Annotated in this window: 19 protein-coding genes; 6 read left to right on the top strand and 13 right to left on the bottom strand. The window is 71.3% G+C overall.

Features of this window, described 5'->3' with window-relative positions; translation table 11 throughout:
* The first annotated feature begins 25 nt into the window (after positions 1 to 25).
* The 4 genes from GWK25_RS33430 (at position 26) to GWK25_RS33415 (ending at position 4,095) form a co-directional block, all read left to right on the top strand.
* Positions 26 to 856 (top strand): glutamate ABC transporter substrate-binding protein, encoded by an 831-nt coding sequence (locus tag GWK25_RS33430; protein WP_215455292.1) that lies wholly within the window; start codon positions 26 to 28, stop codon positions 854 to 856.
* Between the two features lie 75 nt (positions 857 to 931).
* Entirely contained in the window at positions 932 to 1,600 is a 669-nt protein-coding gene (locus GWK25_RS33425; protein WP_215455291.1) for an amino acid ABC transporter permease, read from the top strand.
* Positions 1,597 to 2,496 (top strand): amino acid ABC transporter permease, encoded by a 900-nt coding sequence (locus tag GWK25_RS33420; protein ID WP_215455290.1) that lies wholly within the window; start codon positions 1,597 to 1,599, stop codon positions 2,494 to 2,496. Before GWK25_RS33425 ends, GWK25_RS33420 begins: the two co-directional genes overlap by 4 nt.
* A gap of 171 nt (positions 2,497 to 2,667) precedes the next feature.
* Positions 2,668 to 4,095 carry an aspartate ammonia-lyase gene (locus tag GWK25_RS33415; RefSeq protein WP_215455289.1) on the top strand — a complete coding sequence of 476 codons (1,428 nt, stop codon included), beginning with the start codon at positions 2,668 to 2,670 and terminating at the stop codon, positions 4,093 to 4,095.
* A gap of 108 nt (positions 4,096 to 4,203) precedes the next feature.
* Here the strand turns inward: GWK25_RS33415 and GWK25_RS33410 are convergent, their stop codons facing one another.
* The 12 genes from GWK25_RS33410 to GWK25_RS33355 all read right to left on the bottom strand — a co-directional run bounded on the left by GWK25_RS33410 (position 4,204) and on the right by GWK25_RS33355 (position 18,264).
* Entirely contained in the window at positions 4,204 to 5,241 is a 1,038-nt protein-coding gene (locus tag GWK25_RS33410; protein WP_215455288.1) for a 3-oxoacyl-ACP synthase III family protein, read from the bottom strand.
* Between the two features lie 126 nt (positions 5,242 to 5,367).
* Positions 5,368 to 6,543 carry a hydroxymethylglutaryl-CoA synthase gene (locus tag GWK25_RS33405; RefSeq protein ID WP_215455287.1) on the bottom strand — a complete coding sequence of 392 codons (1,176 nt, stop codon included), beginning with the start codon at positions 6,541 to 6,543 and terminating at the stop codon, positions 5,368 to 5,370.
* Entirely contained in the window at positions 6,533 to 7,609 is a 1,077-nt protein-coding gene (locus GWK25_RS33400) for a hydroxymethylglutaryl-CoA reductase (RefSeq protein WP_215455286.1), read from the bottom strand. Before GWK25_RS33400 ends, GWK25_RS33405 begins: the two co-directional genes overlap by 11 nt.
* Entirely contained in the window at positions 7,606 to 8,682 is a 1,077-nt protein-coding gene (gene fni / locus GWK25_RS33395) for a type 2 isopentenyl-diphosphate Delta-isomerase (protein ID WP_215455285.1), read from the bottom strand. Before fni ends, GWK25_RS33400 begins: the two co-directional genes overlap by 4 nt.
* Positions 8,657 to 9,859: a phosphomevalonate kinase gene (locus GWK25_RS33390; protein WP_215455284.1), complete on the bottom strand. Its 1,203-nt coding sequence runs from the start codon at positions 9,857 to 9,859 to the stop codon at positions 8,657 to 8,659. The genes fni and GWK25_RS33390 overlap by 26 nt, the downstream gene beginning before the upstream one ends.
* A complete protein-coding gene (mvaD, locus tag GWK25_RS33385) occupies positions 9,859 to 10,860 on the bottom strand; it encodes a diphosphomevalonate decarboxylase (RefSeq protein WP_215455283.1) in 1,002 nt (333 codons plus the stop codon). The genes GWK25_RS33390 and mvaD overlap by 1 nt, the downstream gene beginning before the upstream one ends.
* Positions 10,847 to 11,845 (bottom strand): mevalonate kinase, encoded by a 999-nt coding sequence (mvk, locus tag GWK25_RS33380; protein WP_215455282.1) that lies wholly within the window; start codon positions 11,843 to 11,845, stop codon positions 10,847 to 10,849. Before mvk ends, mvaD begins: the two co-directional genes overlap by 14 nt.
* A gap of 145 nt (positions 11,846 to 11,990) precedes the next feature.
* Positions 11,991 to 13,361: an NAD(P)/FAD-dependent oxidoreductase gene (locus GWK25_RS33375; protein ID WP_215455281.1), complete on the bottom strand. Its 1,371-nt coding sequence runs from the start codon at positions 13,359 to 13,361 to the stop codon at positions 11,991 to 11,993.
* Complete coding sequence (locus GWK25_RS33370) at positions 13,358 to 14,839, bottom strand: FAD-dependent oxidoreductase (RefSeq protein ID WP_215455280.1); 1,482 nt, start codon at positions 14,837 to 14,839, stop codon at positions 13,358 to 13,360. The genes GWK25_RS33375 and GWK25_RS33370 overlap by 4 nt, the downstream gene beginning before the upstream one ends.
* Entirely contained in the window at positions 14,836 to 15,861 is a 1,026-nt protein-coding gene (locus GWK25_RS33365) for a terpene synthase family protein (RefSeq protein ID WP_215455279.1), read from the bottom strand. Before GWK25_RS33365 ends, GWK25_RS33370 begins: the two co-directional genes overlap by 4 nt.
* 244 nt (positions 15,862 to 16,105) lie before the next feature.
* Positions 16,106 to 17,167 carry a polyprenyl synthetase family protein gene (locus GWK25_RS33360; protein WP_308404376.1) on the bottom strand — a complete coding sequence of 354 codons (1,062 nt, stop codon included), beginning with the start codon at positions 17,165 to 17,167 and terminating at the stop codon, positions 16,106 to 16,108.
* Positions 17,164 to 18,264, bottom strand: a complete 1,101-nt coding sequence (locus tag GWK25_RS33355; RefSeq protein ID WP_215455278.1) for a polyprenyl synthetase family protein — start codon at positions 18,262 to 18,264, stop codon at positions 17,164 to 17,166. Before GWK25_RS33355 ends, GWK25_RS33360 begins: the two co-directional genes overlap by 4 nt.
* A 606-nt stretch (positions 18,265 to 18,870) precedes the next feature.
* On the opposite strand from GWK25_RS33355, the gene GWK25_RS33350 reads away from it, so the two are divergent.
* Together GWK25_RS33350 and GWK25_RS33345 are read left to right on the top strand one after the other, a co-directional pair.
* Positions 18,871 to 20,226 (top strand): tol-pal system YbgF family protein, encoded by a 1,356-nt coding sequence (locus GWK25_RS33350; protein ID WP_215455277.1) that lies wholly within the window; start codon positions 18,871 to 18,873, stop codon positions 20,224 to 20,226.
* Between the two features lie 238 nt (positions 20,227 to 20,464).
* The gene (locus GWK25_RS33345) at positions 20,465 to 21,868 is read left to right on the top strand and encodes a cytochrome P450 (protein WP_215455276.1); all 1,404 of its coding nucleotides are present in this window, start codon (positions 20,465 to 20,467) and stop codon (positions 21,866 to 21,868) included.
* Between the two features lie 1,125 nt (positions 21,869 to 22,993).
* On the opposite strand, the gene GWK25_RS33340 is transcribed toward GWK25_RS33345, so the two are convergent.
* Complete coding sequence (locus GWK25_RS33340; RefSeq protein ID WP_215455275.1) at positions 22,994 to 24,925, bottom strand: Xaa-Pro dipeptidyl-peptidase; 1,932 nt, start codon at positions 24,923 to 24,925, stop codon at positions 22,994 to 22,996.
* Between the last annotated feature and the right edge of the window lie 35 nt (positions 24,926 to 24,960).

Here is a 24,960-nt window from a genome sequence, read left to right as displayed (position 1 = left end):
TCCCGCCTGCATCGAAGGATTCAGCATGTCCAAGAGACTGATCAGCGTCGCCCTCACCTCCGTGATCGTCGCACTGAGCGTCGGCGCCTGCGGAAACGGCGGCGACGACACCGGATCGTCCGTCGTCGACCGGGCCGCGAAGGACAAGAAGCTCGTCATCGGGGTGAAGGCCGACCAGCCGGGCCTCGGCCTGCGCACCCCGGACGGGACCTTCACCGGCTTCGACATCGACGTCGCCACGTACGTCGCCAAGGAGCTCGGAGTCGACGAGAAGGACATCACCTTCAAGGAGGCCGTGTCGGCCAACAGGGAGGCGTTCCTCCAGCAGGGCCAGGTCGACATGGTCGTCGCCACCTACTCCATCAACGACGCCCGCAAGCAGAAGGTCTCCTTCGCCGGGCCCTACCTCGTCGCCGGCCAGGACCTGCTGGTCCGCGAGGACGACAAGGACATCACCGGTCCCGAGTCGCTGGACGGCAAGAAGCTGTGCTCGGTCGCGGGCTCGACCTCCGCGCAACTGATCAAGGACAAGTACGCCAAGGACGTCCAGCTGCAGGAGGAACGGACCTACTCCGCATGCGTGGACCGGGTGCTCAGCGGCCAGTTGGACGCGGTCACCACCGACAACTCCATCCTCTACGGGTACGCGGCCCAGCACCCCGGCAAGCTGAAGGTGCTCGACTCGCCCTTCAGCGAGGAGAAGTACGGCATCGGGCTGAAGAAGGACGACAAGAAGGGCCGGGAGGCGGTCAACGACGCACTGGCCAAGATGATGTCCGACGGCTCCTGGAAGGCCGCGCTGAAGGCCAACCTCTCCGCCTCCGGATTCACCGTCCCGAACCTTGAGCGGTACTGACGACGACGCCGAACCGCGGGCCTCCGGGCAGCGGGTTCACCCCACCGCCCGGCCCCGCCTCGATTGAAGGTACTGATGGACGCACTGTTCACCGAGCGAGCAACGATCCTCGCCGCGTTCTGGATGACCCTGCGGCTCACCGCCGTCAGCGCGCTCGGCTCACTCGTGCTGGGCACCGTACTGACCGGGATGCGCGTCTCGCCCCTCCCGGTGCTGCGCACCGCCTCCCAGGTCTACGTGACGGTGGCCCGCAACACCCCGCTCACCCTGGTCCTGCTCTTCACCAGCCTGGGCGTGGGCGCCAATCTCGGTGTGGAGTTCTCCGCACGGATCAGCGTCAACAACTACTGGCTCGCCGTCCTCGGGCTGACCGCGTACACGTCGGCGTTCGTGTGCGAGGCCCTGCGGTCCGGCATCAACACCGTCCCCGTCGGGCAGGCGGAGGCGGCCCGGGCGGTGGGGCTCGGGTTCGGTCGGACCCTGGGCTCCGTCGTTCTGCCCCAGGCGTTCCGGGCGGTGATCCCGCCGCTCGGAAGCATTCTGATCGCGCTGACCAAGAACACCACCGTCGCCCTCGTGGCAGGGGTGGCGGAAGCCTCCGTCCGGATGCGGGAGATGATCGAGATCTACGGCGACCAAGTGATCCAGATCTTCCTCGGCTTCGCGGCGGGCTTCGTGGTGCTGTGCCTGCCGACCGGCCTGCTGTTCGGCTGGCTCTCACGTCGCCTGGCGGTGGCCCGATGAGCGGATACTCGAACCTGTACGAGGTCCCCGGCCGCCGGGGAACCATCCGCAACCGGATGCTGGCGGCGGTGATCACCGTCGTCTTCGGCTGGCTCGGATACATGGTGTACGCGCGGTTCGACGAACGCGACCAGTGGGCGGCGGAGAAATGGCAGCCCCTGCTGCGCGCCGACGTCTGGACGACGTTCATCCTGCCGGGCCTGGAAGGCACGCTCAAGGCCGCAGGGCTGGGGATCGTGCTCGCGGGCGCCTTCGGGCTCGTCTTCGCGACAGCGCGGATGTCCGAGCACGCCTGGATCCGTGTGCCGGCCGCAGCGGTCGTCGAGTTCTTCCGGGCCGTTCCCCTCCTGCTGCTCATCTTCTGCGCGTTCTTCGGATCCTTCGCGATCACCGGGACGACCATGTCGCCGTTCGCCGCCGTGGTCCTCGGCCTCACCCTCTACAACGGGTCGGTCATCGCGGAGACGCTCCGGGCCGGAGTGAACAGCCTTCCCAAGGGTCAGGCGGAGGCCGCACGGGCGCTCGGCATGCGCAAGAGCCAGACGATGCTGCTCGTCCTGATGCCCCAGGCGATCGTGGCCATGATGCCGGCCATCGTCAGCCAGTTCGTCGTCCTGCTGAAGGACTCCGCCCTGGGGTTCATCGTCGGCTACGACGAACTCGTCGACCGTGGCCTGAACGGCATCGCCGCCAACTTCTCCAACGTGATCCCGGCCGCCCTGCTCGTCGCGGCGATATTCATCGCGATCAACACGGCGCTCGACGCGTTGGCGCACTGGCTGCAGCGGCGGGTCGGGGCCGGCAGGGGCAGAAAGGTGACGCGCGAGCCCGGCAGAGGCACGGCCGCACCGCCGCCCCCCGCTGCCGAGGACAGCCCGCTCGCCAAACAGCTCTGACACCGGCGCGGGCGCGGAACCCCGGCCCCGGGGCCCGCCGCAGTCCACCGGACCACGGGGACGGGGGCCCCGACCCAACCACCGCGCCGCAGGCATGTCCCGAAGCCGGCCCGTTCCGAGGCCGGCGGCGGGACCAGCGGTGATCCGCCCAGATCAGGAGTACAACCCCTCATGGACGAGCAGTTCCGCTACGAACACGACCTCCTCGGCGACCTTCCGGTGCCCCGCTACGCCTACTTCGGCATTCACACCCTCCGGGCGGTGCACAACTTTCCCATCACCGGTGTCCGTATCTCCACCCACCCCGACCTGGTCAACGGGCTGGCGGCCGTCAAGCAGGCCGCGGCGCTGGCCAACCGCGACCTGGGACTCCTGGACGCCGACAAGGCCGAGGCCATCGTCGCCGCCTGCGAGGAGATCCGCTCCGGCAAGCTTCACGACCAGTTCGTCGTGGACGTCATCCAGGGTGGCGCGGGCACCTCCACCAACATGAACGCGAACGAGGTCATAGCCAACAGGGCCCTGGAACTGCTCGGTCACCACCGCGGCGACTACCACCACCTGCACCCCCTCGACGACGTGAACGCCGGGCAGAGCACCAACGACGCGTACCCGACGGCGGTCAAGGTGGCCCTGCAAGCAGGCACTCACCGTCTCCAACAGGCCATGGCCACGCTGCGGCAAGCCTTCCGGGCCAAGGCCGACGAGTTCGCCGACGTCGTCAAGACCGGCCGCACACAACTCCAGGACGCGGTACCCATGACCCTCGGCCAGGAGTTCGGCGCGTACGCGGTGATGCTGGCCGAGGACGAACAGCGCCTGGCCGAGGCGACCGCCCTCGTCCGGGAGATCAACCTCGGAGGTACGGCGATCGGTACCGGCCTCAACTCCCACCCCCGCTACGCGGCACTGGCCTGCGCACACCTCGGCACCATCACCGGTGTGCCCCTGTCCACCGCCGCCGACCTGGTGGAGGCCACCCAGGACGCCGGAGCGTTCGTCCAGCTCTCCGGGGTGCTCAAGCGCATCGCCGTCAAGCTCTCCAAGACCTGCAACGACCTGCGTCTGCTGTCCTCCGGGCCGCGGGCGGGCCTCGGCGAGATCAATCTCCCCGCCGTACAGGCCGGCTCCAGCATCATGCCCGGCAAGGTCAACCCGGTGATCCCCGAGGTCGTCAACCAGATCGCCTTCAGGGCCATCGGCAACGACATCACCATCACCATGGCCGCCGAAGCGGGCCAGCTCCAGCTCAACGCCTTCGAACCGGTCATCGCCCACTGCCTGTTCGAGAGCCTGGGGCAGCTGGAGGCCGGATGCCTGACGCTGGCCGACCGCTGCGTGAACGGCATCACCGCCAACCGCGAGCACCTGAGCGCGGTCGTGCACAACACCATCGGGATCGTCACCGCCCTCACCCCCGTCATCGGCTACGCGCAGGCCAGTGCCGCCGCACAGGAGGCACTGGCCAGAAGCCTGCCCGTGGCCGACGTGGTCCTGGCGCGGGAACTGCTCACCGCCGACGAACTCCGTCACGCTCTGCGCCCCGAGACGCTCGCCAGAAGCAATGACCGGGAGGCGTACGCACGCGCGTCGGACTGACCTGCCGCCCTCCACGGGGCCCGCTACGCGGCGAGCACCATCACCGCGAAGGCCCCGGCCCGGGAACGCCGGCTGGTGGGAGGGGGATCGCGTCCCCGTCCGGGAGTGTCAGGCGTGGCGTGGGCGCGGGGGTTCCCATTCCAACAGGGCGAGTCCGGCGGCCATGCCTCCGCCGAAGCCGGCCAGGAGGACGAGGTCGCCCGGGGCCAGACGGCTCGCCGTGTGGTCAAGGGTCACGGGCACCGACGCCGCTCCGGTGTTGCCGTACTCGCGTACCGTCGTATGGGCTCGTTCCGGCGGGAAGCCGAGGTCGGCCACGAGTTTCTCGAGCATGCGGCCGTTGGCCTGGTGCGGCACGAAGTGGACTCGGGGTGCGCGCTCGCCGGACGCCGGAGCACCGTGCTCGTGGAGGAAACCGTCGATCATCGGTCCGACATGGTCCTCGACGAAGGCACGGACGGCCCGGCCGTCCATCGTGAAGTAGTGCAGACCGTCCGCGAGGGACTCCGGCGTGGCCGGAATGCGGCTGCCGCCGGCTGGGACGCGGATCAGGTCACGGTGGTCGGGGAACGAGGCCAGGCGGGTGGCGATCACGCCCCTTCCGCGGACGGGGCCCAGGACGACGGCGCCCGCGCCGTCACCGAACAGGACCGCGGTGCGGCGGTCGGCCGGGTCGAGGATGCGGGAGTAGATGTCTGCGCCGACGACCAGGGCGTGTCCCGCGGTGCCGTGCAGCATCCGCTCAGCCGTGGTCAGGGCGAACACGAAGCCGCTGCACACGGCGTTGAGGTCGTAGGCGGGCGTGCCGGGCGGGACGCCGAGTTCGGCGGCGACCGCGGCGGCGGTGGGGGGTTGCGGCGAGTCCGGGGTGGAGGTCGCCACGACGATCAGGGAGAGGTCACCGACGCCGATGCCGGCGTCGGTGAGTGCGCTGCGGGCGGCGGTCGCGGCGAGATCGGAGGTGACGTCGTCGGGCTTGGCCCAGCGGCGTGCCCGGATGCCGGTCCGCTCCACGATCCACTCCGGCGTCACCCCGGCCGGCGCTCCCACCTCCTCGTTGGTGACGACGTTGCCGGGCAGGCAGGAGCCGGTGCCGAGCACTCCGATGGCTCCCGCGGTGGGGACAGCGGCTGAGGGACGTGTCATGTCGACTCGTTTCCGATCGGTCCGGATGGGTGGGGGACGGGCTGTGCCGCGGCGCGTCGCACGTCCGGTGCCGGTGCCGGTGCCGGTGCCGGAGCCCGCGCCGCCAGTGCCGGAGAGCCGCTGCCGTCAGGCGGCCTCGTAGATGCGCTGGTGGTCGCGGAGGGCCGCCAGCCGGAACGGGCCGCGGGTCTGGTGCGGCAGTTCGTACCAGCTGCCGTCGGTGGGCAGACTCTGCCGGCGCAGCCCGCGGTAGGTCTCGTAGTCGATGGCCTGCCGGGCGCCGACGGCCTCCCGGTGCGCGTCGGCACGCAGATGCGACCGATAGCCGGGGCGCACCCGGGCGGCGAAGAACTCGGCGACGCTGCCGGAGCCGTAGCTGAACAGGCCCAGCGCCCGGCCCTCCAGGTCGGGGCAGTTCTCCAGGGCGGCGGTGAGGGCCAGGTACACGGAGGCGGTGTAGCTGTTGCCCACGGTCTCGTTGTAGCCGGTGGTGGGGGCCACGGCGGCGTGGAGGGTCTCCTCGTCCGTGCGTGCTCCGCACGTCTCCAGCAGCGCCCGGTGCGCCTTGAAGGCCAGCCGTGTGTAGGGCTGGTGGTAGCAGAAGGCCCGGAACTCCTCCAGCGGCAGGCCGCCGCGGTCGCGGTAGTCGCGCCAGGCGCCCTCGACCGCGTCGAGGTAGGCCGTGACCGACTCCTTGCCGTTGACCAGTGCGGTGGCGCGGTAGTTGGGGCGCCAGAAGTCCATCACGTCCGCGGTGAACAGGCCTGAGGAGCCGGTGAGTTCGAGCAGGGCGGGGTCGGCCGAGACGAGCATGGCGGCGGCCGCCGCGCCCTGGGTGGCCTCGCCGGGGCTGTCGAGGTCGTAGCGGGAGATGTCACTGGCGATGACGAGGACCTGCTGATCGGGGTCCCGCTGGACCAGGCCGGCCGCGAACTGCAGTGCGGCGGTGGCGCCGTAGCAGGCCTGCTTGACCTCGACGACGCGGACGTGCGGCGGCAGGGCCAGCAGGGAGTGGACGTACACGCCCGCCGCCTTGGACTGGTCGATGGAACTCTCGGTGGCGAGGACGACGGTGCGGATGCGGTCGGGGCCGTGCCGTTGCACCAGCGGCAGCGCGGCGGCTGCGGCCATGGTGACGATGTCCTCGTCGGCGGTGGGAACGCTCATCGCGCGCTGGCCGAGTCCCTTGTGGTACTTGGCGACGTCGGTGCCGTTGGAGCGGGCCAGTTCGGTGTGGTTCAGGACGAGGCTGGTGGTGCGGAAGGACAGGTCGTGGATGCCGATGGCGGTCTCAGCGGACATGGGCGTCTCCCGTGGCGCGTTCGAATCGGTTGTGGGCCTTCATCAGTTCGCCGGGGTTGGTCTGGGCGGCGAGGAGGGACAGTTCGCCGCACAGGACGGTGGCGGCGGCGAGTACGGCGAGCTGTCGCGCGTTCTCGCCGGCGGGCCGGTCCTCGCGGCAGCCGAGCCGGGTGAGGTGGGCGTCGACGAAGCCGAGGCCCTTGCCGTTGCCGACCGTGCCGAGGATCAGGTTGGGAAGGGTGCAGGAGAAGTAGAGATCCCCGTCGCGGTCCTGGGTGTAGGTGACGCCCTGAGAGCCCTCCACGATGTTCGCCGCGTCCTGACCGGTGGCCAGGTAGAAGGCGAGGAGCATGTTGGCGTAGTGGGCGTTGGCCGAGCGGATGCCGCCGGCCAGCAGGGTGCCGACGAGGTTCTTGTTGATGTTGAGGGCGGTGATCCGGTCGGCGGTGGTGTGCAGGCGCGCCTGCACGATGTGCCGGGGCACGAGGATCTCGGCGACTACGTTCTTTCCGCGGCCGAGGATGCCGTTGATGGCGGTGGCCTTCTTGTCGGTGCAGTAGTTCGCGGAGATGGAGCCGTAGCGGATGCCCGGGACGGTGGCGAGGAGATGCGCCAGCAGGGCGTCGGAGGCGAGGGTGGCCATGTTGTGGCCGGAAGCGTCGCCCGTGGCGAACTCGAAGCGGATGAACAGCAGCGGCCCGGTGATCTCATGGCGGACGTCGAGGAGCCGGGCGAAGCGGCTGCTTGCGCGGGTGATCTCCCGCAGCCGCGGAAGGTCCTCCTGGACGGCGCGGGCGGCGGCGTACGCGGCGGCCGCGTCGTCGGCCTCCACCAGGACCGACCGCGTCATCCGCTCGTCGACGAGCGTGGTGCGGATGCCGCCCTCGACCAGCCGGGAGATCTTCGCGCCACGGCCGACGGACGGCCACAGCGGCGATTCGTAGGTGGCCAGGGGCACCTCGGCCTCGGTGACGGTGACGTTGCCGGAGATGCGCAGGGGGCCGACCCAGCGCAGGGGGACTCCCGCCGCCGTGAGGTCGGTGGACGGTTCTGCCGTGAGGGTCATGAGGTGACTCCTTTCTCCGCGGTCGTCAGGCCGCGGTCGAGGCTGAAGGTGCGCAGCGATCCGGTCAGCAGCACGTCGCAGTCGGCGAGGGCGTCCGGGCTGTGCGCGCCGAGCAGGGTCATGAGGGCGGTGAGGTGGTCCAGCCAGGTGGTGATGTGCCGCACGAGGGCGTCCACACCACCGTCGAGGAGTGTGGTGAGGAAGGGACCGGAGGCACCGACCGCGCGTGCGCCCAGAGCGAGTGCCCGGGCGACGTCCAGGGGGTTGCGTACGCCTCCGGAGGCGAGCAGCGGCAGGCCACAGTCACGGGCGTCGAGGAGCGCGGCCGGGGTGCTCAGGCCCCAGCCCTCCAGATAGGCGTAGTCGGGCCGGTCCCGGCGGCCGTTCTCGATGCGGGCGAAGTCGGTTCCGCCGCTGCCGGCCACGTCGGCGGCACGCACTCCGAGCGAAGCCAGTTCGCGCACGGTGCGCCCGCTCAGCCCGAAGCCGACCTCCTTGACGACGACGGGCACGTCGACGGCGGCAGCGATGCGTTCGATACCGGTGGCCCAGTGCGCGAAGGACCGGTCGCCCTCGGGCATGACGGTCTCCTGCACCGGGTTGATGTGTATCTGCAAGGCGTCGGCGTCCAGCAGGCCGACGGCCCGGCGGGCCTGCTCGGGGGTGGCCTCGGCGTTGAGGTTGGCCAGGACGAAGCCGTCGGGGTGTTCGCGACGCACGGGGGTGAAGGTGGACGCCGTGCCGGGGTCCTTGAGGAAGGGGCTCATGGAGCCGGTGGCGATGGGCAGTCCGGTCTCGCGGGCGGCGATGGCCAGATCGCGGTTGATCTCACCGGTGCGCGGGCTGCCGCCGGTCATGGCGTTGATGTACAGCGGTACCGGCCAGCCGACTCCGGCGAAGTGGGTCGCCAGTGAGACCTTCTCGCGGTCGGTGCCGGCGAGAGCGTGGTGGACGAAGCACACCTCGTCGAACTGGTTCGGCCTCGGTGGCCTGCCGGGTGGCGGCTCGCCCTCGCTGGTGTGCTGGGCGTGGGCGAGCCGTACGTGGTCATCCTTGCGGTGGTGTGCGGTCATCGGATGTGTCCTCGTGGGGAAGGGGGGACGTGCCTGTCGTGCGGCCTGGGACGGCACGCGCTTCGCGACCGGCGTCGTCGGCGACGTCCGCGGTCACCCGCAGCGGCAGGGGGGTGATGCCGGCCGCCGTCCAGCGCCGTCGCAGCAGTTCGGCGGAGCGGCCGGCGGGAAGCAGGGCGATGCCGCAGTCGCCGCCGCCCGCGCCGGAGGGCTTGGCGGCGGCGCCGCAGGATTCGGCCACCTCGCAGAGGCGGTGCAGGGGTGCGGTGACGATGCCGAGGGAGGTCTCCGCGTCGAGCCGGGTCAGCAGACTCCGGGCGGTGCGCACGGCGTCGAGGAGCGCTTGCGTCTCTTCGTCCCGCAGAGCCCGCTCGGCGGCCGACACACACTGCTCGCTGTCGTCGAGGAAGCGGGTACGGGGAGCGCCGTGCCACTCCGGCCGGGTGGCGAGGTCGGCGACGAGGGCGGTGGTGGACGCCGGGCTGCCGCTCCAGCCCACGTGCAGGGTGAGTCCGGTGGGAGGCGGCAGCGGCCGGACGGCGACGTGCGCCCAGGGCCGCTCCAGGGTGTGGGTGACGCCGTGCCGGTGCAGGTCGTTCAACAGGGCCTGCCGGTCGGGTGACCGGTAGGACACCCACCCCTGCCAGGTCGAGGCCGCGAGATCGGCGCCGGAAGGTCTCGCGTCGACCCGGACGCCGGCCAGCAACGCGAGCCGGAAGCGGTCGTCGGTGGACAGCCGCATTCCGTAGTGGTCCGCCAGGGCCCGGATGGACGCGACGGTGACCGCCGCGCTGGATCCCAGGCCGGTCTTGACGCCTGCGCGGTGCAGGTCGCTGCGCACCGAGAGCCGTACCGGCGCGAGGCCGAGCCCTCGTTCGGTCCGCAGTTGCTCGATCGTCTCCACGGCCGACACGACGTGGGCCAGCACACCGCGCACGGGCGCCGGATCCTGTCCCGGGAGTGCCTCGAGCCCTTGTGGGCCGCGGCGGAGCCGCACCTCGTGCTCGAGCAGGTCCGAGCCGATCACGACGTCCGCTTCCTCGGCGGCTGCCGAGGCGGTGACGGTGACGTACCGGTCCATCGCGGCGACGATGGCGGGCCGTCCCGGTTCGAGGACCGCGTATTCCCCCGCCACCATGAGCTTTCCGGGTGCGCGGCGAGTGGTCGGGGCCGCCATCAGGCCGTCACCTGCTGGAGCCGGGCACCGGGGCCGCGGTGCGCCACGACCACCCGGGCGTCGGTGACCTCTCGCATCCGGTCGGCGATCCGTCGCGCGTCGGCGGGAGCGCACAGAACTTTGACGTTGGGCCCGGCGTCCATCGTCGCCCAGGCGCCGATGCCTTCCGCGCGCAGACGGCGGACGTGGCCCAGGACCGCGTCCGTGGCGGTGGTGCGGTAGCGGACGGGGGGTCGCGCGGCCTCCATGGTGGTGTGCATGGCGAGGGCGTTGCGCTCGGTGATCGTACCGACGGCTGTCATGTCGCCGTCGTGCAGCGCCGTGTACATGCGGGCGAGGTCGGCGCGGCTGCCCGACACCCAGTCTCGGTACAGCGGCGAGGTGGCGACCGTGCGCCGCATGGCCTCCCTGCTCGACACGGGTTTCGGGCCCTCCTCCAGGACGACGGCGACCAGCGCGGCGTCCAGGCGGGCGTCCGCGACCGGTTCCGCGTAGGAGGCACGGTCGGGATCGGGTGCGTCGGGATCGCCGGCGTGCCAGACGACGAAGCCGCCGAAGACGGATCGTGCGGCCGATCCGGATCCGCGGCGCGCCAGCCGGGACAGCTGCTCGGCGTCGCCGGGCAGGCCGTAGGCGCGTGCGGCTGCCAGGGCCAGCGCGGCGAATCCGCCGGCGGAGGAGGCGAGTCCGGCTCCCACCGGCACCGTGTTGCGGGTGTCGACGACGGCCGGTTCCCGGCGCCCGGCACGCTCGCGCACCAGGTCCAGGAAGGTGGTGGCGCGGCGCAGTACCTCGCCTTCGGCGGGCGCGCCGTCCATGACGACGTGATCCGTCGCCGCGTCCGGGGCGAGCCGGACCGCGGTCGTCGTGGGGAACACGTCCAGCGTCATCGACAGACTGTCAGTGAAGGGCAGGACCAGACGTTCGTCACGTTTGCCCCAGTACTTGATCAGGGCGATGTTGGGATGGGCCACGGCCACCGCTGTCTCACGGGCTGTCATGTCCCTCTCCCTTTTCGATGGCGGTGGTCCACGTACGGGCGCCCGTACGGTCGGCGAGTGCGGTGGACACCGCCCCGGCGTGCTCGACGGTCGTGGTCAGGGCCACGATGCAGCCGCCGAGTCCGCCGCCGCTCATCTTGGCTCCGAGCGCGCCCGCGTCGAGGGCGGCACGGACCAGCGCGTCGGTACGGCCGGTGGTCAGACCGAGGTCGGCGAGGAGCCGGTGACAGTCGGTGAGATGCCGGCCCAGCGCGGGGAGGCGACCGGCCGCCAGGTCGTCGAGTGCGGCTCGGGTGAACCCGGTCGACCGGTGGACGAACCGCGTCCGGTGGTCCGGGTTCCGTGCGAAGGCGTCCCGCAGCATCCTGACGGCTTTCCCGGTACCTCCGCCGCTGCCGCTGTCAGCCACGACGACGTGGAATCCGGCGCCGACCGACGGGGTACGGGGCCGCCCGTCGTCGAGGAGTACGGGCCGCTCGCGGCCGGTGGCCAGCGCGTCGATGCCGCTGGCCAGACCGTGCGTCGACCGCTCGGACACCTGCACGAGGTCGAAGGTCTCCTGTTCGTCCAGGCCGGTCCCGAAGAAGGCGTCGAGCGCGCGCACCAGCGCGCGGGCGTTCGCGGCGCTGGATCCCAGGCCGCGGGACGGCGGGACGCGGCTGTGGAGGCGTATCTCCAGCGCAGGGAGTGCGGCCAGGCCCGCCCGTTCGGCGAAGGCGTCGAGGAGCAGCCGGAGTTCCTCGGGTCCTTCCGCCTCCTGGGGGGTGCCGTGCGGGCCGGGTGCGAGAAGTCGCAGGCGGGAGACACCGGTGCCGGGTCCTGGCGTACGGCGCAGGGTGGCCCGGCATGTCAGCGTCGGCAGCGGGAGTGCCAGTGCCGGGGCGCCGTAGACCACCGCGTGCTCGCCGAGCAGGATGGCCTTGCCGTGCGCCTCGCCCGTCGCGACCCGCTGAACGCCGGTCGTGGACGTGCAGTGCGTGGACATGATCCGCATTCCTTTCTTCCGGCAGGCGACTGGTCGGGGCGGCGGTCCCTCACACCGTGCGACGGCCGGTGTTGTCGCTTCGGCCGCCCAGGGACGAGGCCTGCGACGCGCTTCTCCCACTCGCCCGCGGTCGACGGGGCGAGCCCTAAGGGCGGCCGGCGGCGACCGCGCCCCTCGTGACGACCTCGCTCACCCGCTCGGCAGCGCGTTCGCCCGTGACGAGGCTGGAGTTGGTCGCGCTGAAGGCGAGGTAGTCCCCGGCGAGCTGAATGCGCGAGCGGGAGTCGAGGCCACGGTTGAAGTCACGCAGCCGTGCGTAGTCACCGGGCTTGCGCAGGATGACCGCGTTCTTCCACCGCTGCACGTACGCCATGTCCTGGTGGTCCTCGATGTGCCGGGCCATCTCCGGCCACGCCTGCCGGTGCACCTCGTGGGTGCGCGCCTCGATCTCCTCGTCGTCGGCCTCCCAGTGCCGCATCGCCCACGGATAGCGGTAGTAGCTGGTCAGCAGCGCGTGGCCCTGCGGGGCGCGGCCGGGGGCGAAGTTGTGGTTGAAGGTGATGACCCCCAGGTCGGGGTGCTCACGTTGCGGGAAGAGCACGCAGGTGGCCGTCTCGTCCGGGACGCGGTCGACACCGAAGTACACGTGGATGTCCGGTACGTACGGCACGTTCGCCAGGTAGTCCCGTGTCGTCGGGGCCAGTCCAGGGCACAGCCGCGCGGCGACCGGCCCCGGCAGGGCTACCACCGCGGCGGCGGCCTCCTCGGTGTGCTCCGGTTCGCCCTCCCGCTGCCAGTGCACCCGGACTCCGTCCGAGGTCTCCTCCACCTGGGTGACCTCGGCGCGGGTTTCCACGTCCAGCCGGGAGGCGAGTGTCGTCGTGAGGGTGTCCACCCGGTCGTGGAAGTTGAACCAGGTGGAGTTCACGGCCGGCATCGAGAACAGGAAGTTGACCACCGACAGGTCGGGGGGCGAGTTGAAGAACATGGCGCTCATCGGGTCCACGACCCAGTCACGGAACCGGGTGTCGAGCCGGCGTTCCGCGTAGGCGGCGGCCGTCTCGGTGTCGAGGGCGGCCGCCTCGCCCATGTCGCTGTCCCAGCGCAACCGGCTCGCGTACTTGTTGAGGTCCGACTGCAGCCGCACCATGGCGGGCAGCGAGGTCCAGGGGAGCAGGCCCGAGCGCTTGAGATCGGTGGGCCGGTTCGCCCGCAGCCGGTGGACGCGGCCCTCGCGGCGGATCCCGACGAGGTTGTTGGTCCGCAGGGTGGTGTCCTCGATGCCGAGGTCGCGGACGAGGTCGCGCATCTGCGTGTAGTTCTCGATCAGCAGGATCGCGGCCAGGTCCATGTGGTAGCCACGGCGTTCCACCGTGCGCATCCGGCCGCCGGCACGGTCCTCGGCCTCCAGGACGCGCACCGGGTGCCCGGCCTGCTGGAGGCGGAAGGCCGCGGTCATACCGGCGATGCCGGCCCCCACAACGATGATCGGTTCCTTGATGCCCGTGGCGTTCACTGTGTTCCTTTCGTCCGAGCGGAGACGGGTACGCGGAGGTGGGACGGGGCCGGCGGGGGTGCTGCCTCCAGCCGCTCCCACAGCTGGCGGGACGCCCGCACGGCCGAGCAGATGCTGTGATGCGTGCTGGACTGGGTGAAGAAGTCACCGCCGACCAGCCGCACCCGGGAGGTGGCCGGCCATGCCGAGCTGAGGCGTGCGATCTCCCGGTAGTCGCCGGGACGACGGAAGACCACGCAGTGACCGGGACGCATGACGTGCGTCATGACGGTGTGGTTCTCGGTCTCGGGCGTCAGCCCCACGGTCCGCAGAGCCGACCGCGCGTGATCGACGAGCTGCTCCTCGGACTGGTCACGGTGGCGGCCCGACCAGGAGCCTCGGAAGTGCGCCATCACCAGCCCCCGTCCCTGCGGCACCCGGCCGGGAGCGGTGTTGTGCGGCAGGATCACGCCCACCAGAGCGGGGTGCTCGGACCGCGGGACGTTGACCATCACGGCCTGCTCAGCGGTGGGCCGGTCCAGGCCGAAGGCCACGTGGACGCTGCCGGTGTACTCGACGCGCCGGAAGAACTCGCTGAACGGCGCCTGCATCTGGCCGTAGAGATCCGGTGCCCGGGACGCGGGCACGGCCAGCACGCAGCCGTCGGCCCGCTCGGTGTGCTCTCCCGTGCCGTCCTGTGCCTGCCAGGTGACCGCGACCCCGCCGGCGCTCTCCTCGACCTGGCGCACCGTGGCGTGGTAGGTGACGGGCAGTTGGGCGGCGAGGAGCCGCGGCAGCACCCCGACCCCGTCACGGAAGGTGAACAGGCCGCCGCCGCCCAGCAGGGAGTTGAGCAGCATGAACGGTGCGACGGACGAGGTGCGTTCGACGTCCTGGAGCGAGGCGAGCATGCACAGGGGGTCCAGCAGGTGGTCGACCGTGCCCGGCCTCAGCCCGCGGCGGACCGCGTAGCCGGCGACGGACTCGCCGTCGTGGCGGGCCGCCGCGGACATGTCGTACCAGTCCAGCGAGCGCCGGACGCGCAGGTGGTCCAGCATCAGCTTGGGCAGGTCGGACGGGAACGGCGCGAACCGCATCAGCCCGGCCGCCATACGCGGGAGGGAGCCGACCCGTACGTGGTGCACCCGGCGCTCGCGCATGAGTCCGATGACGTCGGAGGACGGCAGCAGCCGGTCGCCGACGCCGGCCAGCTCCGCGAGCCGCAGCATCGCGTGGTAGCGCCGCGACAGCAGGGAGGCACCGGTGTCGACGAAGAACCCGCCGCGCCGCACCGAACCCATCCGGCCGCCGACGTACTCGGGTCCGGAGCTTTCCAGCACGGTGACCCGGCAGCCGCGCCGCTGCAGGAGGAATGCGCTGGTGAGCCCGGCGATGCCCGCGCCGACCACGACGACGTGGGGGCGTCCGGGCAGCTGGGGCCCGGCCTTTGGGGATGCCGCGGAGGACGGACCGTTCGGTGCGGGCCGGCCGCCGGTCACGCGGGGACCTCCGAGCGGAGCTCGTCCCGGTCGTAGCGGCTGTGCCGCAGATACCACTCGACGTGGTTCTGGAAGCTGAGCAGTCCGTCGGCCCAGGTCTCCAGTGCCGCCTTCTCGCCGGCGGTGTAGGGGCCACCTGTTCCGGCGGGGCCACCGGCCTGCTCGAGCGCCCGTTTCAGTGACCTCACCCGCTGCTCGATGCGGTCCAGTGTCTCGGTGGCGGCGTCCTGCAGCGACATGTTCTCCAGGCGGTGCAGCAGGACCACGAGGTTGTAGGCATCCGGCCGGTCCAGTTCCTTCGACACCGAGCACAGGTCGTTGATCCAGGAGGCGATGTCGGCCGCGCAGCCGATCATCTCGGTGTACTCGGGGGTGCCGTAGAAGCGCGCCGGCAGCCGTACCGACTCGGCCTGCTCCACGAAGTCCAGCAAGGGCAGCACCGGTCCGGTGTCACGGCGCAGGGCGATGTAGGAGTCGACACCGGGCAGGACACCGCGCGCCCGGTAGTCGGACTCCACGACGAGGGAGGTGAAGTAGTCGTCCAGGTGCGCGAGGAGTTCCCCGAACTGCACCGGCGCCATGTGCTGCGCGGTCCGCTCGAGCAGGTCCGCCAGCGCGCGCTGGAGGGCGTCCTCGGGGACGGGCAGCGGCTCGCGGCGCCTGGCGGCGTCCACCAGGCGCCTGAGCGGGGCCGCCGCCCGGTCGGCTGCGGCGGCGCCGGCGCCGGCGGCTCCGTCCTCGAAGTGGTCGTCGAGGTTGAAGTACCACATCGTCCACTGGGTGATCAGTACGCGGATACCGGTGTCCGCCCGCGGATAGCCGTGGCTGACCAGCTCACCCGCGCACAGGCGGCGCAGCGGATGCCGGGGGTCGCCGGAGTCGATCAGCCCCAGGCGCCTGGCCCATTCCGCGCCGCCGGTCTCGACGGCGGCGATGTCGTCGGGTTCGCGGGTGGGTGCGGCAGGGAAGGGCCAGCGGGGCAGGACGGTGTCGAGGACCGGATCGGAGACCGGGCTGTGCACGATGTCTCTCCTTTCCCGGCCGTCGGCCGGGCTGGGCGCCGGCCCGCGAGCGGGCGCGGCAGGGACTGGGAGAACGGTCGGGATGTCGACCGGACCGTGGTGGACGACCGGGGCCGGTCCTGTCGGGCGGAGGGACGCACGGCGCACCGCCGAGCGGCCTGCGGTGATACGCGTCCGCGTGTGCCCAGCTGTGGTGGTGCGGTCTAGAGGTCCGCCGAAGCGTCCGGGCATCCGGGCATCCGTGTCAGTGATCTCGGAGGGCCAGCCACGCGGCGAGCGTGCGCAGCGGCCGGGTGTCGTCGGCGGGCAGGCGGATGGCGTCGAGATGGTCCAGCGCCTCGGTCAGGTGTCGGTGCGCGAGGCCGCTGGTCCGCTGCCGTCCTCCCGCGCGCTCGACGAGAGAAGCGGCACGCCGGAGGGTGTCGGCGTCGTCCAGGGCGGGGTCGCGGGCGTAGAGCTCGGCCAGCTCGGCGGTCTCGGGAGCGTCCGAGCCGAGGGCGGCCACCACGGGCAGGCTCTTCTTGCGTGCGTGGAGGTCGGCGCCGGCCGGTTTGCCCGTCGCGCGGGGGTCGCCCCAGATGCCGAGCAGGTCGTCCACGTGCTGGAAGGCCAGGCCGAGGGAGCGGCCGAAGGCGTCCAGTTCCGCCGCCTGCCCCTCGTCCGCCCCGCCGGCCAGGGCGCCCAGACGGCACGCGGCGCCCATGAGCGCACCGGTCTTCCGCGTTGCCATGGTGGTGCACTCGGCGAGGGAGACGTCGGCCCGTTCCTCGAAGCCGATGTCCTCGAACTGTCCGCCGATGAACTGCTGCACGGCCTCGTTCAGCGCCGTGGTGGCCGATGCGCCCCGGCCGTCGTGCTGGACCAGGGAGATCGCCAGGGCGAGCATGGCGTCCCCGGCCAGCAGTGCGCCGGCGACGCCGAAGGCACGCCAGGCGGCGGGCCGGTGCCGGCGCGTGTCGTCTCCGTCGATGATGTCGTCGTGCACCAGCGAGGAGTCGTGGGCGAGTTGCACGGCCGCGGCGCAGTGCGCGCCGGTTCCGGGAAGGGCGCCGAGGGCCCGTGCGGAGAGCAGGGCGAGAGCGGGGCGTACCGCCTTGCCCCAGCCGTCGGTGACGGGCCGGCCGTGTGCGTCCCACCATCCCAGGTGGTAGCCGACGACGATCCGTGCCTGCGGGTGCAGGGAGCCGACCGCTTCGCGCAGCAGCGGGTCGGTCACCTCCCTGGCGTGGCGGAGCCATGCCTCGGGACCGGCATCACCGACGGGGGCGGTGCTGGTGCTCGCGTCTGTGGCCTCAGCCGCGTTCACAGGGCTGCTCCCTTCGGGGCGGGGGCGGTCGGGACCCGGGTGGTCCACTGTTCGTGGCGGGCCAGCACGTGGCGGAACAGGGCGGACAGGGTGTCGACAGGGCCGGCTTCTCCTCCCGCCCGGCTCAGCGTGTGCAGGGCCTGGTCGAGGTAGCGGCGGGCGGTCCGCTCGGCCGCCGCGCGACCACCCGCCTCCTCGACGAGGCGGGCCAGAGCGGCCAGTTCGGCCTCCGCGGGGGTCTCGGTGGCGCTCAGCCGAGCGGCAAGCCGGGAGCCGGCTGCGGTTTCGGAGCGCAGCGCAGCAATGACGGGGTACGTCCTCTTGCCCCTGCGCAGGTCGCCGTAGGCGTCCTTGCCGCTGGCGGCGGGATCACCCCACAGACTCTCGATGTCGTCGGCGATCTGCCACGCCACGCCCAGGTCCCAGGCGGCGGAGCGGAGCATGCGGGCCGCCGTCGCGGGGGCGTGAGCGAGAACCGCTCCTACTTCGAGGCAGCCGCCGAGGAGACCGCTGGTCTTGGCGCACGCGGCCAGATAGCCATCGGTGTCCACCGCGTCCACCGGGCCGCCGTCCAGTTCCAGGTCGGCGGCCTGTCCCTGGATGATGGCGTCCACCGCCGACGTCATCGCCCCGGTCGCCGGCCGCCCTGCGGTCCCCCGGACTTCGGTGACGACCCGCAGCGCCTGGCCCAGCAGCGCGTCTCCCGCCAGTACGGCGGGCCCCCGCCCGAAGACCACCCAGGCGGTGGGGCGGCCCCGCCGTAGTTCGTCGGCGTCCATCAGGTCGTCGTGCAACAGGGAGAAGTTGTGCACCAGTTCGGCGGCGACCGCGCCGGGCACCGCGCAAGCGGTGCTCCCGCCGAACGCCCGCGCCGCGAGCACGGCCAGAGCGGCGCGCAGCATCTTGCCCGTGTGGCCGTCGGTGGGTGTGCCGTCGGGACGGCACCATCCCAGGTGATAGGCGCTGATGCGAGCCAGCTGGGGATGCAGGCCCCCCACCACGGTGCGCAGGGCGGGAAGCGTGGCAGCCCTGCACTCGGCCAGCGTCTTCCCGACGGTGTCCGCAGCCGGGGCGCTGAGGACCTCTGTCTGGTTCATGGACGTCGTCTCCACTCCCACTGGTCAGGTCATGGCGGTGCGCCGCGAGGCCCGCGGACTCGCCGGGCCGATCTTCGAGGGGGCGGCGCGTCGTGCGGTGACCGCGGGCACCGACGCGCTCAGGACCGGCTCGCGCGGTCGCACGGCGCGCTCGGCCCGGCTCCGGTGCCGGCGGCGCACCCGTTCCTCGCGGGCGCCGCGTTCTTCTCTGAGCTTGTCCGTGCCGGTGGTCCGAGAGGCGCACCGCGCGATCCTGAGCGAGAAACGGCGCGCAATTCGAGAACCGAATTCACTGATCTGCCGACACCTGAAGTCAAGCAGCCGCTCCTGCACAATTCCAAGGGATTCCCGACATGCCGGTGTCCCACGGGTCGCCCACTTGTGAAGTTGTGAACTCGTGATCGAAAATTCTGTCCGCCACCGCTCCGGCGGCAGCCGTCACCCACGGGAAGTGGCTAGAAACACCCGTTAAACATTCGGTCGACGCGGTCAACCGATAAAGGTGTTCTGATCGTGAGACGGGATCAGCAGGCAGTCACAGCGTGACGGCAGCCACCGGCACGGCGGGTTTCCGTTTCTGTCACAAAAAACGTTCAAGGAGTTTTCGTGGCACGCAGCCATCCGAATCAGCAGCTGAAGCGGCTCATAGGGGAGGCGGGATTGTCGGGCGAGGCTCTTGCCCGGGCCGTCAATCTCGCCGCCGCGGAGAACAAGCGGGTGCTTCAGTACAACCGCAAGGCGGTGGCCGGCTGGCTGGCCGGCTCCCGCCCTCCTGCCCCGGTACCCGTACTGGTGGCCGAGATCCTGACCCGGCGGCTCGGCCGGCACGTCAGCGTCCAGGAGACCGGACTGGCGCGGGTGCCGGACGAACCGGCGGACGCATTACGCGCGACCGGCGGCAGGGGCCGGGAAGCACTGGCGATGCTGACCACGGCCGACACGGGTTCGGAAACCCGGGCGACGTTTCGCGCCCTTCCCTTTCGGCTGGGCAGCACTCCTCCGGCCTGGACCGAGACCGAGCCCCGTCCCGCCGTGGGCGACTGGCGATTGGGGCCGGGCGACCTGGCAGCCTTGACGCACACCATCACGCACTACGCGGAGACCATCGACACCTACGGCGGCGCCCACGGCCGCACCGCGCTGGCCACCTATCTGGCCACGGACGGTGCCGCCTTCCTCGCTGCCCGAACCGACCGGCGGACCCACTCGCTGCTCCTCGGAAAGCTGTCCCGGCTGACCCACCTGCTGGCCCGTATGTGCGCGGACTGCCGTCAGAGCGGGGTGGCCCAGCAGTATTTCCACGTGGCCGCGCAGCTGGCGATCGAGGCCGGGGACCGCACGCAGTACGCCGTGACCCTGCGGGCGATAAGTGCGCTGTCGAGTCAGCTCGGGCATCGGGACACGGTGCTCGCCGGCTCGGCGTGGTCGGCCGCGCCCGAGGACGCCCCGCCGCCCATCCGGGCGTACCTGATGAGTCATCTCGCCGTGGTGCACGCGACGGCGGGGGAGGAACACCGGTCGCTCTCGGAGCTCTCGGACGCGATGACGCTGCACGGCGGGCAGGACGACCCCTCCTCCCCCTTCAGCGGCTATCCCGTGGCCGCCCTGCACTACCAGCGGGGCCATGTGCACCAGAGCCTCGGCGACTACGGCCGGGCCGCTCAGGCGCTCTCCGCGTCCCTGCGGCACCGGCCGCCGCGCGCACACCGCGCCCGCGCCCTGACGCTCGCCAGGCTCGGGGAGATCCATCTGCTGGAGGGACGGCTGGACCAGGCCTGCGCCGTCACCGACCAGCTGCTCGACCACTACGGGTGGATCCGCTGCCCGCGCACCGCCGGCCGACTCGAGGATCTGCGCGCTCGGTTGCTGCCCTACGCACGGCGGCCGTCGGTACGGTCGACCCTCGGCCGCTTGAGCGACTACACCACCTACCAGAGCTCCCCTGAGCGCCTCGCGGCATGAACGGTGCCCCGACGACCCCGTGGCGGACGGGCACGTGCGGCACCGTCGCCGTCTGTCCGACCGCATCACGGCACACAAGGTCACAAGCGTGAGCCGCGGAGGACACCTACGAGCCGGGCACCCCTGCCGGACGGCGAGCGGTCCGCATGCAATGGAAGGAGAGGTCGGCGGGCCGACGCCCCGCGGGGCCAGGCCGCTCGCCGCCTGCCACGCCGAATCACGGAAAGGGATGCCAGGGATGGAGACGAACCCGGCCGAGGTGCCCACTGTCGGCGGACTGCCCCTTCTGGGCTCTCTGTTGGACCTGCGGCGAGACCCGTTGGGCATGTACGAGCGGGCCCGCGGGGAGCACGGTGACGTGGTGCGGATCGTGTCCGGGCCACCCGGGCTGCGTACGACGATCCACTTCGTCTTCTCTGCCGCCGGCGCCCAGCAGGTGCTGGCGGGCCAGTCGGCCAACTTCCGCAAGGACGACCGCTTCTCGCAGGAGATGCGGCAGACCTTCGGGAACGGCCTGCTCAGCAGCCTCGACGACGACCACATCAGGCAACGGCGACTTCTCTCCCCGCTGTTCACCAAGAAGCGGGTGGCGGACTACGCCACGGCCGTGTGCGACGAGGCCGACATCCTGTGCGCGGAGTGGGAGGCCGATCACAGCGGGCGTCCCGATCTGAACGAGGACATGAGCCGACTCACCGTAAGGATGATCACCCGCATCCTGTTCGGCTCGGATGCCGAGCAGGCGGCGGAGGTGGTGCGGCGCTGCATGCCCGCCCTCAGCACGTACACCCTCCGGCGCGGCCTCATGCCCGTGAACCTGCCCCGGTCCTGCCCCACACCCGCCAACCGCCGGGCACGTGCGGCGCAGGGGGAACTGCACGCACTGTGTGACCGCCTGATCGAACAACGTCGGCGCAGCGGAACCTCGGGCAACGCGGCGGGGACCGATCTGCTGACCCTGCTCATCAACGCGCGCAGCGCGGAGGACACTCCGCTCACCGACGAGGAGCTGCGCGACCAGGTGCTGGTCTTCCTGCTGGCAGGTTCGGACACGACGGCCACGTCACTCACGTTCACCATGTACCTGCTGGCGCAGCACCAGGACGTCCAGGACTCCGTCCGCAACGAGGTGCGTTCCGTCCTCGGCGGACGCCGGCCCGCCCCGGCCGACCTGGACGCCCTGCCCTCCGTGGAGCGGGTACTGAAGGAGGCCATGCGCCTCTATCCGGCGGCACCGGTCCTCATCCGCCGGGCGGTGCGGTCGACGGTCATCGACGGGTACGCGATACCGGCCGGCGCCTACGTGTACGTGTCGCCCTGGGTGACGCACCGCCATCCCTCCTACTGGCCGGACCCCGAGCGGTTCGCCCCCGACCGCTTCCACCCGGAGGAGGAGAGCAGCAGGCCGCGCTACGCGTGGTTCCCGCTCGGCGGCGGCCCGCGCTCCTGCATCGGCAACCACTTCGCCATGCTGCAGATGAAACTCGCCGTGGCGACGCTGCTTCAGCGGTACCGCTTCACCGAGCCACCGCCGGACGTCCCCCTGGAGGTGGGTGTCACCATCCGGGCGGCGCGGGCCGTGAACTGCAGCCTGTTCCCGGTCGACCGCGTTACGGCGGACACGCTTTCCCGGTCCCGCTGAGTCCGGCCAGGCCCGCCGCCGTAGCCCGCCGCCGTGGCCCGTTGACCGTGGCCCGTTGACCGTCGGAGCCGACGAGCGGTGACGGACGTCCACTGTGCGGGCATCGCCCGCGGCTCCTGCGCTGCACCCCCGACACCGGGCGGAGTGGATATCGCCGTCGGTGACCCGCCAGGAAGCCGAAACGGACCTGAACCGGTCCGCCACATCACCCCATACGGGCACCCCGGCACCCCAGGGAGGCGTGACCGTCCGAAGAGACAGCACCACAAACCCGCGAATACCCTGCGTCTTCAACGTGCGGGCAATGAACGGAAAGATGCCCGGCAGCGGTCATTGGAACTCGGCCGATTCTGGTCAATCATTTCTCTCCTGCAGCTGTCGCTTGTCTCGACCTAGAGGCTGCCTTAACCTGTTCATCACTGCTAAATGATGCATCGAGCCGAATCCGGCATGGTGAGGTGGCGCGAAGTCAGTCCCCTGAAATGCGTGGCGCATACCTTCGTTCGGAGCCTCGATGGGATACAGGAATCGGCGGTGAATCGCCTTTGTTCAAGAGATCCGAGCAGGTCGCGCAGAAAAACAACGATGCCTTGGCGATGCCGCAGGCAATCGTCACTACCTCACGCCGCATCACGTCCGGACGCGACCTGTCCGGACCGCTCGCCACCGACGATCCCTTTACCTGGCTGCCGTGGCAGCCTGACGAGGACACGGGCGAGGGCGAGGAGAATGAGCCTTCCCCTCAGGAATTCCAGCAATCAGCACCCTCGGCGAGCCGTGTGCCCGAGGACGTTGCGATCGCCGTGGAGGTGGCCGGCCCGAGGCGTATGAGGATGCGCTGGATGACCGGTGGTTCTGCGAGACGACCGGCCGGAGATGCATGTGGCCCGCGTGACGGTCGACCAGACCCTCTGCGTCCAGGGCCGCGGTGTACTGCGCCGTGAGCCGGCCCGCGCACTGGGCTCGGCACTGACCCGCCGCAAGCCCCCGCGGCAGGCCCGCAGCCGGCAGCCCCCTTCCGGGACCCCATGGTGATCAGCGAACGTCCCAGCGCCAGACGGCGCTTCCTCTCAGAACAAGCACCGCGGCCCTGGAAGGCTCGGTGGGTGTCGGCGCCCGAGCCGGTCAGTTGGCGGGGATGCGCTGGGCGGTGTGCGGTGCCCGGACGCCGTCCAGGACCGTGGCCTCGGGTGGAGCGGAGGTGCCGCCCGAGGTGGCGCGGGCGAACGCGGTGGCGCCGCCGAGGAGCGGGACGTGAACCGATGTACGGGCCAGGTCCAGGGTGAGCGTCGGGGTGGTGGACGGCGGTTCGATGAGGTTCTTGTCCGTGCCAGCGAGGATCAGGGCCAGGCGGTGGCCCTTGGGGACGACGTGGTCGGTGGCCGCGAGGTCGAGCGTGATGGTGTGGGCCTTGCCCGGGGTGAGCGGGACGCCCTTGCGGTCGGAGGCGTGGTTGCCGAGGTCGGCCCACCCGCGGCTGAACACGGTGTGGTCGACGGACTTCTTCTTCGCCCGCGTTGCCTTGAAGCAGGCGCTGTCCTGCTTGGTGCTGCTGCCCCAGCAGGTGCGGTTGGTGAGGGTGGTGATGCCCTCGGCCTTGTCGGCGTAGTCCCGGATGGTGGCGGGGCCGAGGTCGACGAGGACGGCGGACAGGTGGGCCGTCGACGTGGTCGGGGTGGCGGTGACGGTGACCTTGGAGGAGCCGGACAGTCGCAGGTCACGGGTGAGCGGTGTGGTCACGAAGCCGGCCTTCTCGGGCGTCGTGCTGCCGATCCGTGCCGCCCAGTCGGTCTCGCCGCGCGCCCGGTTGTCGGTGAACCTCTCCGTGCCGGTGCCCTTGCTCAGGCCGAGGGTCCCCACGCCCGGCCGGCTGCCGGTGGCCGGGTACAGGGTGGTGGTGCGCGTGGCGCGCGGCGGCCAGAGCTTCGAGGTGGCCCAGCGGTCGGGGTGGCTCTCGATGTCGGCCATGGGCTCACGGTCGACGCCGTTGTCGTAGCCGAGGAGTTCGTGGTCGAACCAGCGGTGCAGGGTACGTAGCCAGTCGGCGCGCCGGAAGTCGAAGGGGTCGACGTGACCGGTCTGGGAGAGCCAGATCTTGCGCTCGACGCCGTTCTTCGCGAGGGCGTCCCACCACTGCCCGAAGTGCTGGGCGCGGACGTTGAGGTCCTGCGTCCCGTGCACGAGGAACACGCTCGCGCGTACCTTCGCCGCGTCCTTGACGTAGTCGCGCTCAGTCCACAGGGGCGTCCAGTCACCGCTGCGCGGGGCCCCGTCGATGAGCTTGCGTTCCATGGCCGCACAGTGCCTGGAGGCGTCGTCGCTCTGCACTGCGAAGGACAGCCAGTCGGGGCCGAACTCGGAGAACGGGGCCCCCTTGGCGAAGTAGTAGTCGTACCAGGAGGAGATCGCGGCTATGGGAACGATGGTCTTCAGGCCCTTGACGCCGGTGGCGGCGACGCCGCCCGCGATGGTGCCGTCCCAGCTCTTGCCGATCATGCCCGTGCGGCCGTTGGTCCAGGTCGCCTCGACGGCGGTGCCGCCGCGGCGGCTGGAGTAGGCCTTTGCGCGGCCGTTCAGCCAGTCGATGACGGCCTTCGCGGACCGGATGTCGCTGCGGCCGCCGACGTCGACGCAGCCGTCGGAGCGGTTGGTGCCGGCGAGGTCGACGCCGACGAAGGCGTAGCCGCGGGGAACGAAGTAGTTGTCGTAGAACAGCGGCATCCGGTCGACGCGCCCGCGTTTGTCGTACGTCTTCTTCTGGCTCTCGTTGCCGCGCCCGCAACACGCGTAGTAAGGGCTGGCGTCCATGATGACGGGGACCTTGCGGCCCTGCCGGGCGGGTTCGCGGGGCCGGACGATGTCGGCGGCGACGCGGTCGTTCCTGCCGTCGCCGTCGCCGTCGAGGCCGGTGTCCACCCAGACGGACTTACGGACGGCATGGGCGTAGGAGTAGACCGGTCGGCTCTCCTTCGGGGCGGGGGCGGCCTGGGCCGCCGCCGGGGTGAGGAGGGCGGCCAGCAGGGCGGCGACCGACGCGGTCGCGTATGTTCTGATCATGCGCCCAACGTCGCCGGTCCGGACGCCCTGACGCG

It is taken from the genome of Streptomyces sp. ATCC 21386 (genome assembly GCF_018728545.1).
Lineage (GTDB): Bacteria > Actinomycetota > Actinomycetes > Streptomycetales > Streptomycetaceae > Streptomyces.
Note: the sequence above shows the minus strand (reverse complement) of the source record. Positions and strands in the feature narration are given on the sequence as shown.

What these genes read in the sequence shown, in the direction of transcription:
- GWK25_RS33340 (WP_215455275.1), bottom strand. Translation starts at nt 24,925, where the DNA reads ATGATCAGAACATACGCGACCGCGTCGGTCGCCGCCCTGCTGGCCGCC.
- GWK25_RS33430 (WP_215455292.1), top strand. Translation starts at nt 26, where the DNA reads ATGTCCAAGAGACTGATCAGCGTCGCCCTCACCTCCGTGATCGTCGCA.
- GWK25_RS33415 (WP_215455289.1), top strand. Translation starts at nt 2,668, where the DNA reads ATGGACGAGCAGTTCCGCTACGAACACGACCTCCTCGGCGACCTTCCG.
- fni (WP_215455285.1), bottom strand. Translation starts at nt 8,682, where the DNA reads ATGACCGCACACCACCGCAAGGATGACCACGTACGGCTCGCCCACGCC.
- GWK25_RS33405 (WP_215455287.1), bottom strand. Translation starts at nt 6,543, where the DNA reads ATGTCCGCTGAGACCGCCATCGGCATCCACGACCTGTCCTTCCGCACC.
- GWK25_RS33355 (WP_215455278.1), bottom strand. Translation starts at nt 18,264, where the DNA reads ATGAACCAGACAGAGGTCCTCAGCGCCCCGGCTGCGGACACCGTCGGG.
- GWK25_RS33425 (WP_215455291.1), top strand. Translation starts at nt 932, where the DNA reads ATGGACGCACTGTTCACCGAGCGAGCAACGATCCTCGCCGCGTTCTGG.
- GWK25_RS33420 (WP_215455290.1), top strand. Translation starts at nt 1,597, where the DNA reads ATGAGCGGATACTCGAACCTGTACGAGGTCCCCGGCCGCCGGGGAACC.
- GWK25_RS33410 (WP_215455288.1), bottom strand. Translation starts at nt 5,241, where the DNA reads ATGACACGTCCCTCAGCCGCTGTCCCCACCGCGGGAGCCATCGGAGTG.
- GWK25_RS33345 (WP_215455276.1), top strand. Translation starts at nt 20,465, where the DNA reads ATGGAGACGAACCCGGCCGAGGTGCCCACTGTCGGCGGACTGCCCCTT.
- GWK25_RS33390 (WP_215455284.1), bottom strand. Translation starts at nt 9,859, where the DNA reads ATGGCGGCCCCGACCACTCGCCGCGCACCCGGAAAGCTCATGGTGGCG.
- mvk (WP_215455282.1), bottom strand. Translation starts at nt 11,845, where the DNA reads ATGTCCACGCACTGCACGTCCACGACCGGCGTTCAGCGGGTCGCGACG.
- mvaD (WP_215455283.1), bottom strand. Translation starts at nt 10,860, where the DNA reads ATGACAGCCCGTGAGACAGCGGTGGCCGTGGCCCATCCCAACATCGCC.
- GWK25_RS33400 (WP_215455286.1), bottom strand. Translation starts at nt 7,609, where the DNA reads ATGACCCTCACGGCAGAACCGTCCACCGACCTCACGGCGGCGGGAGTC.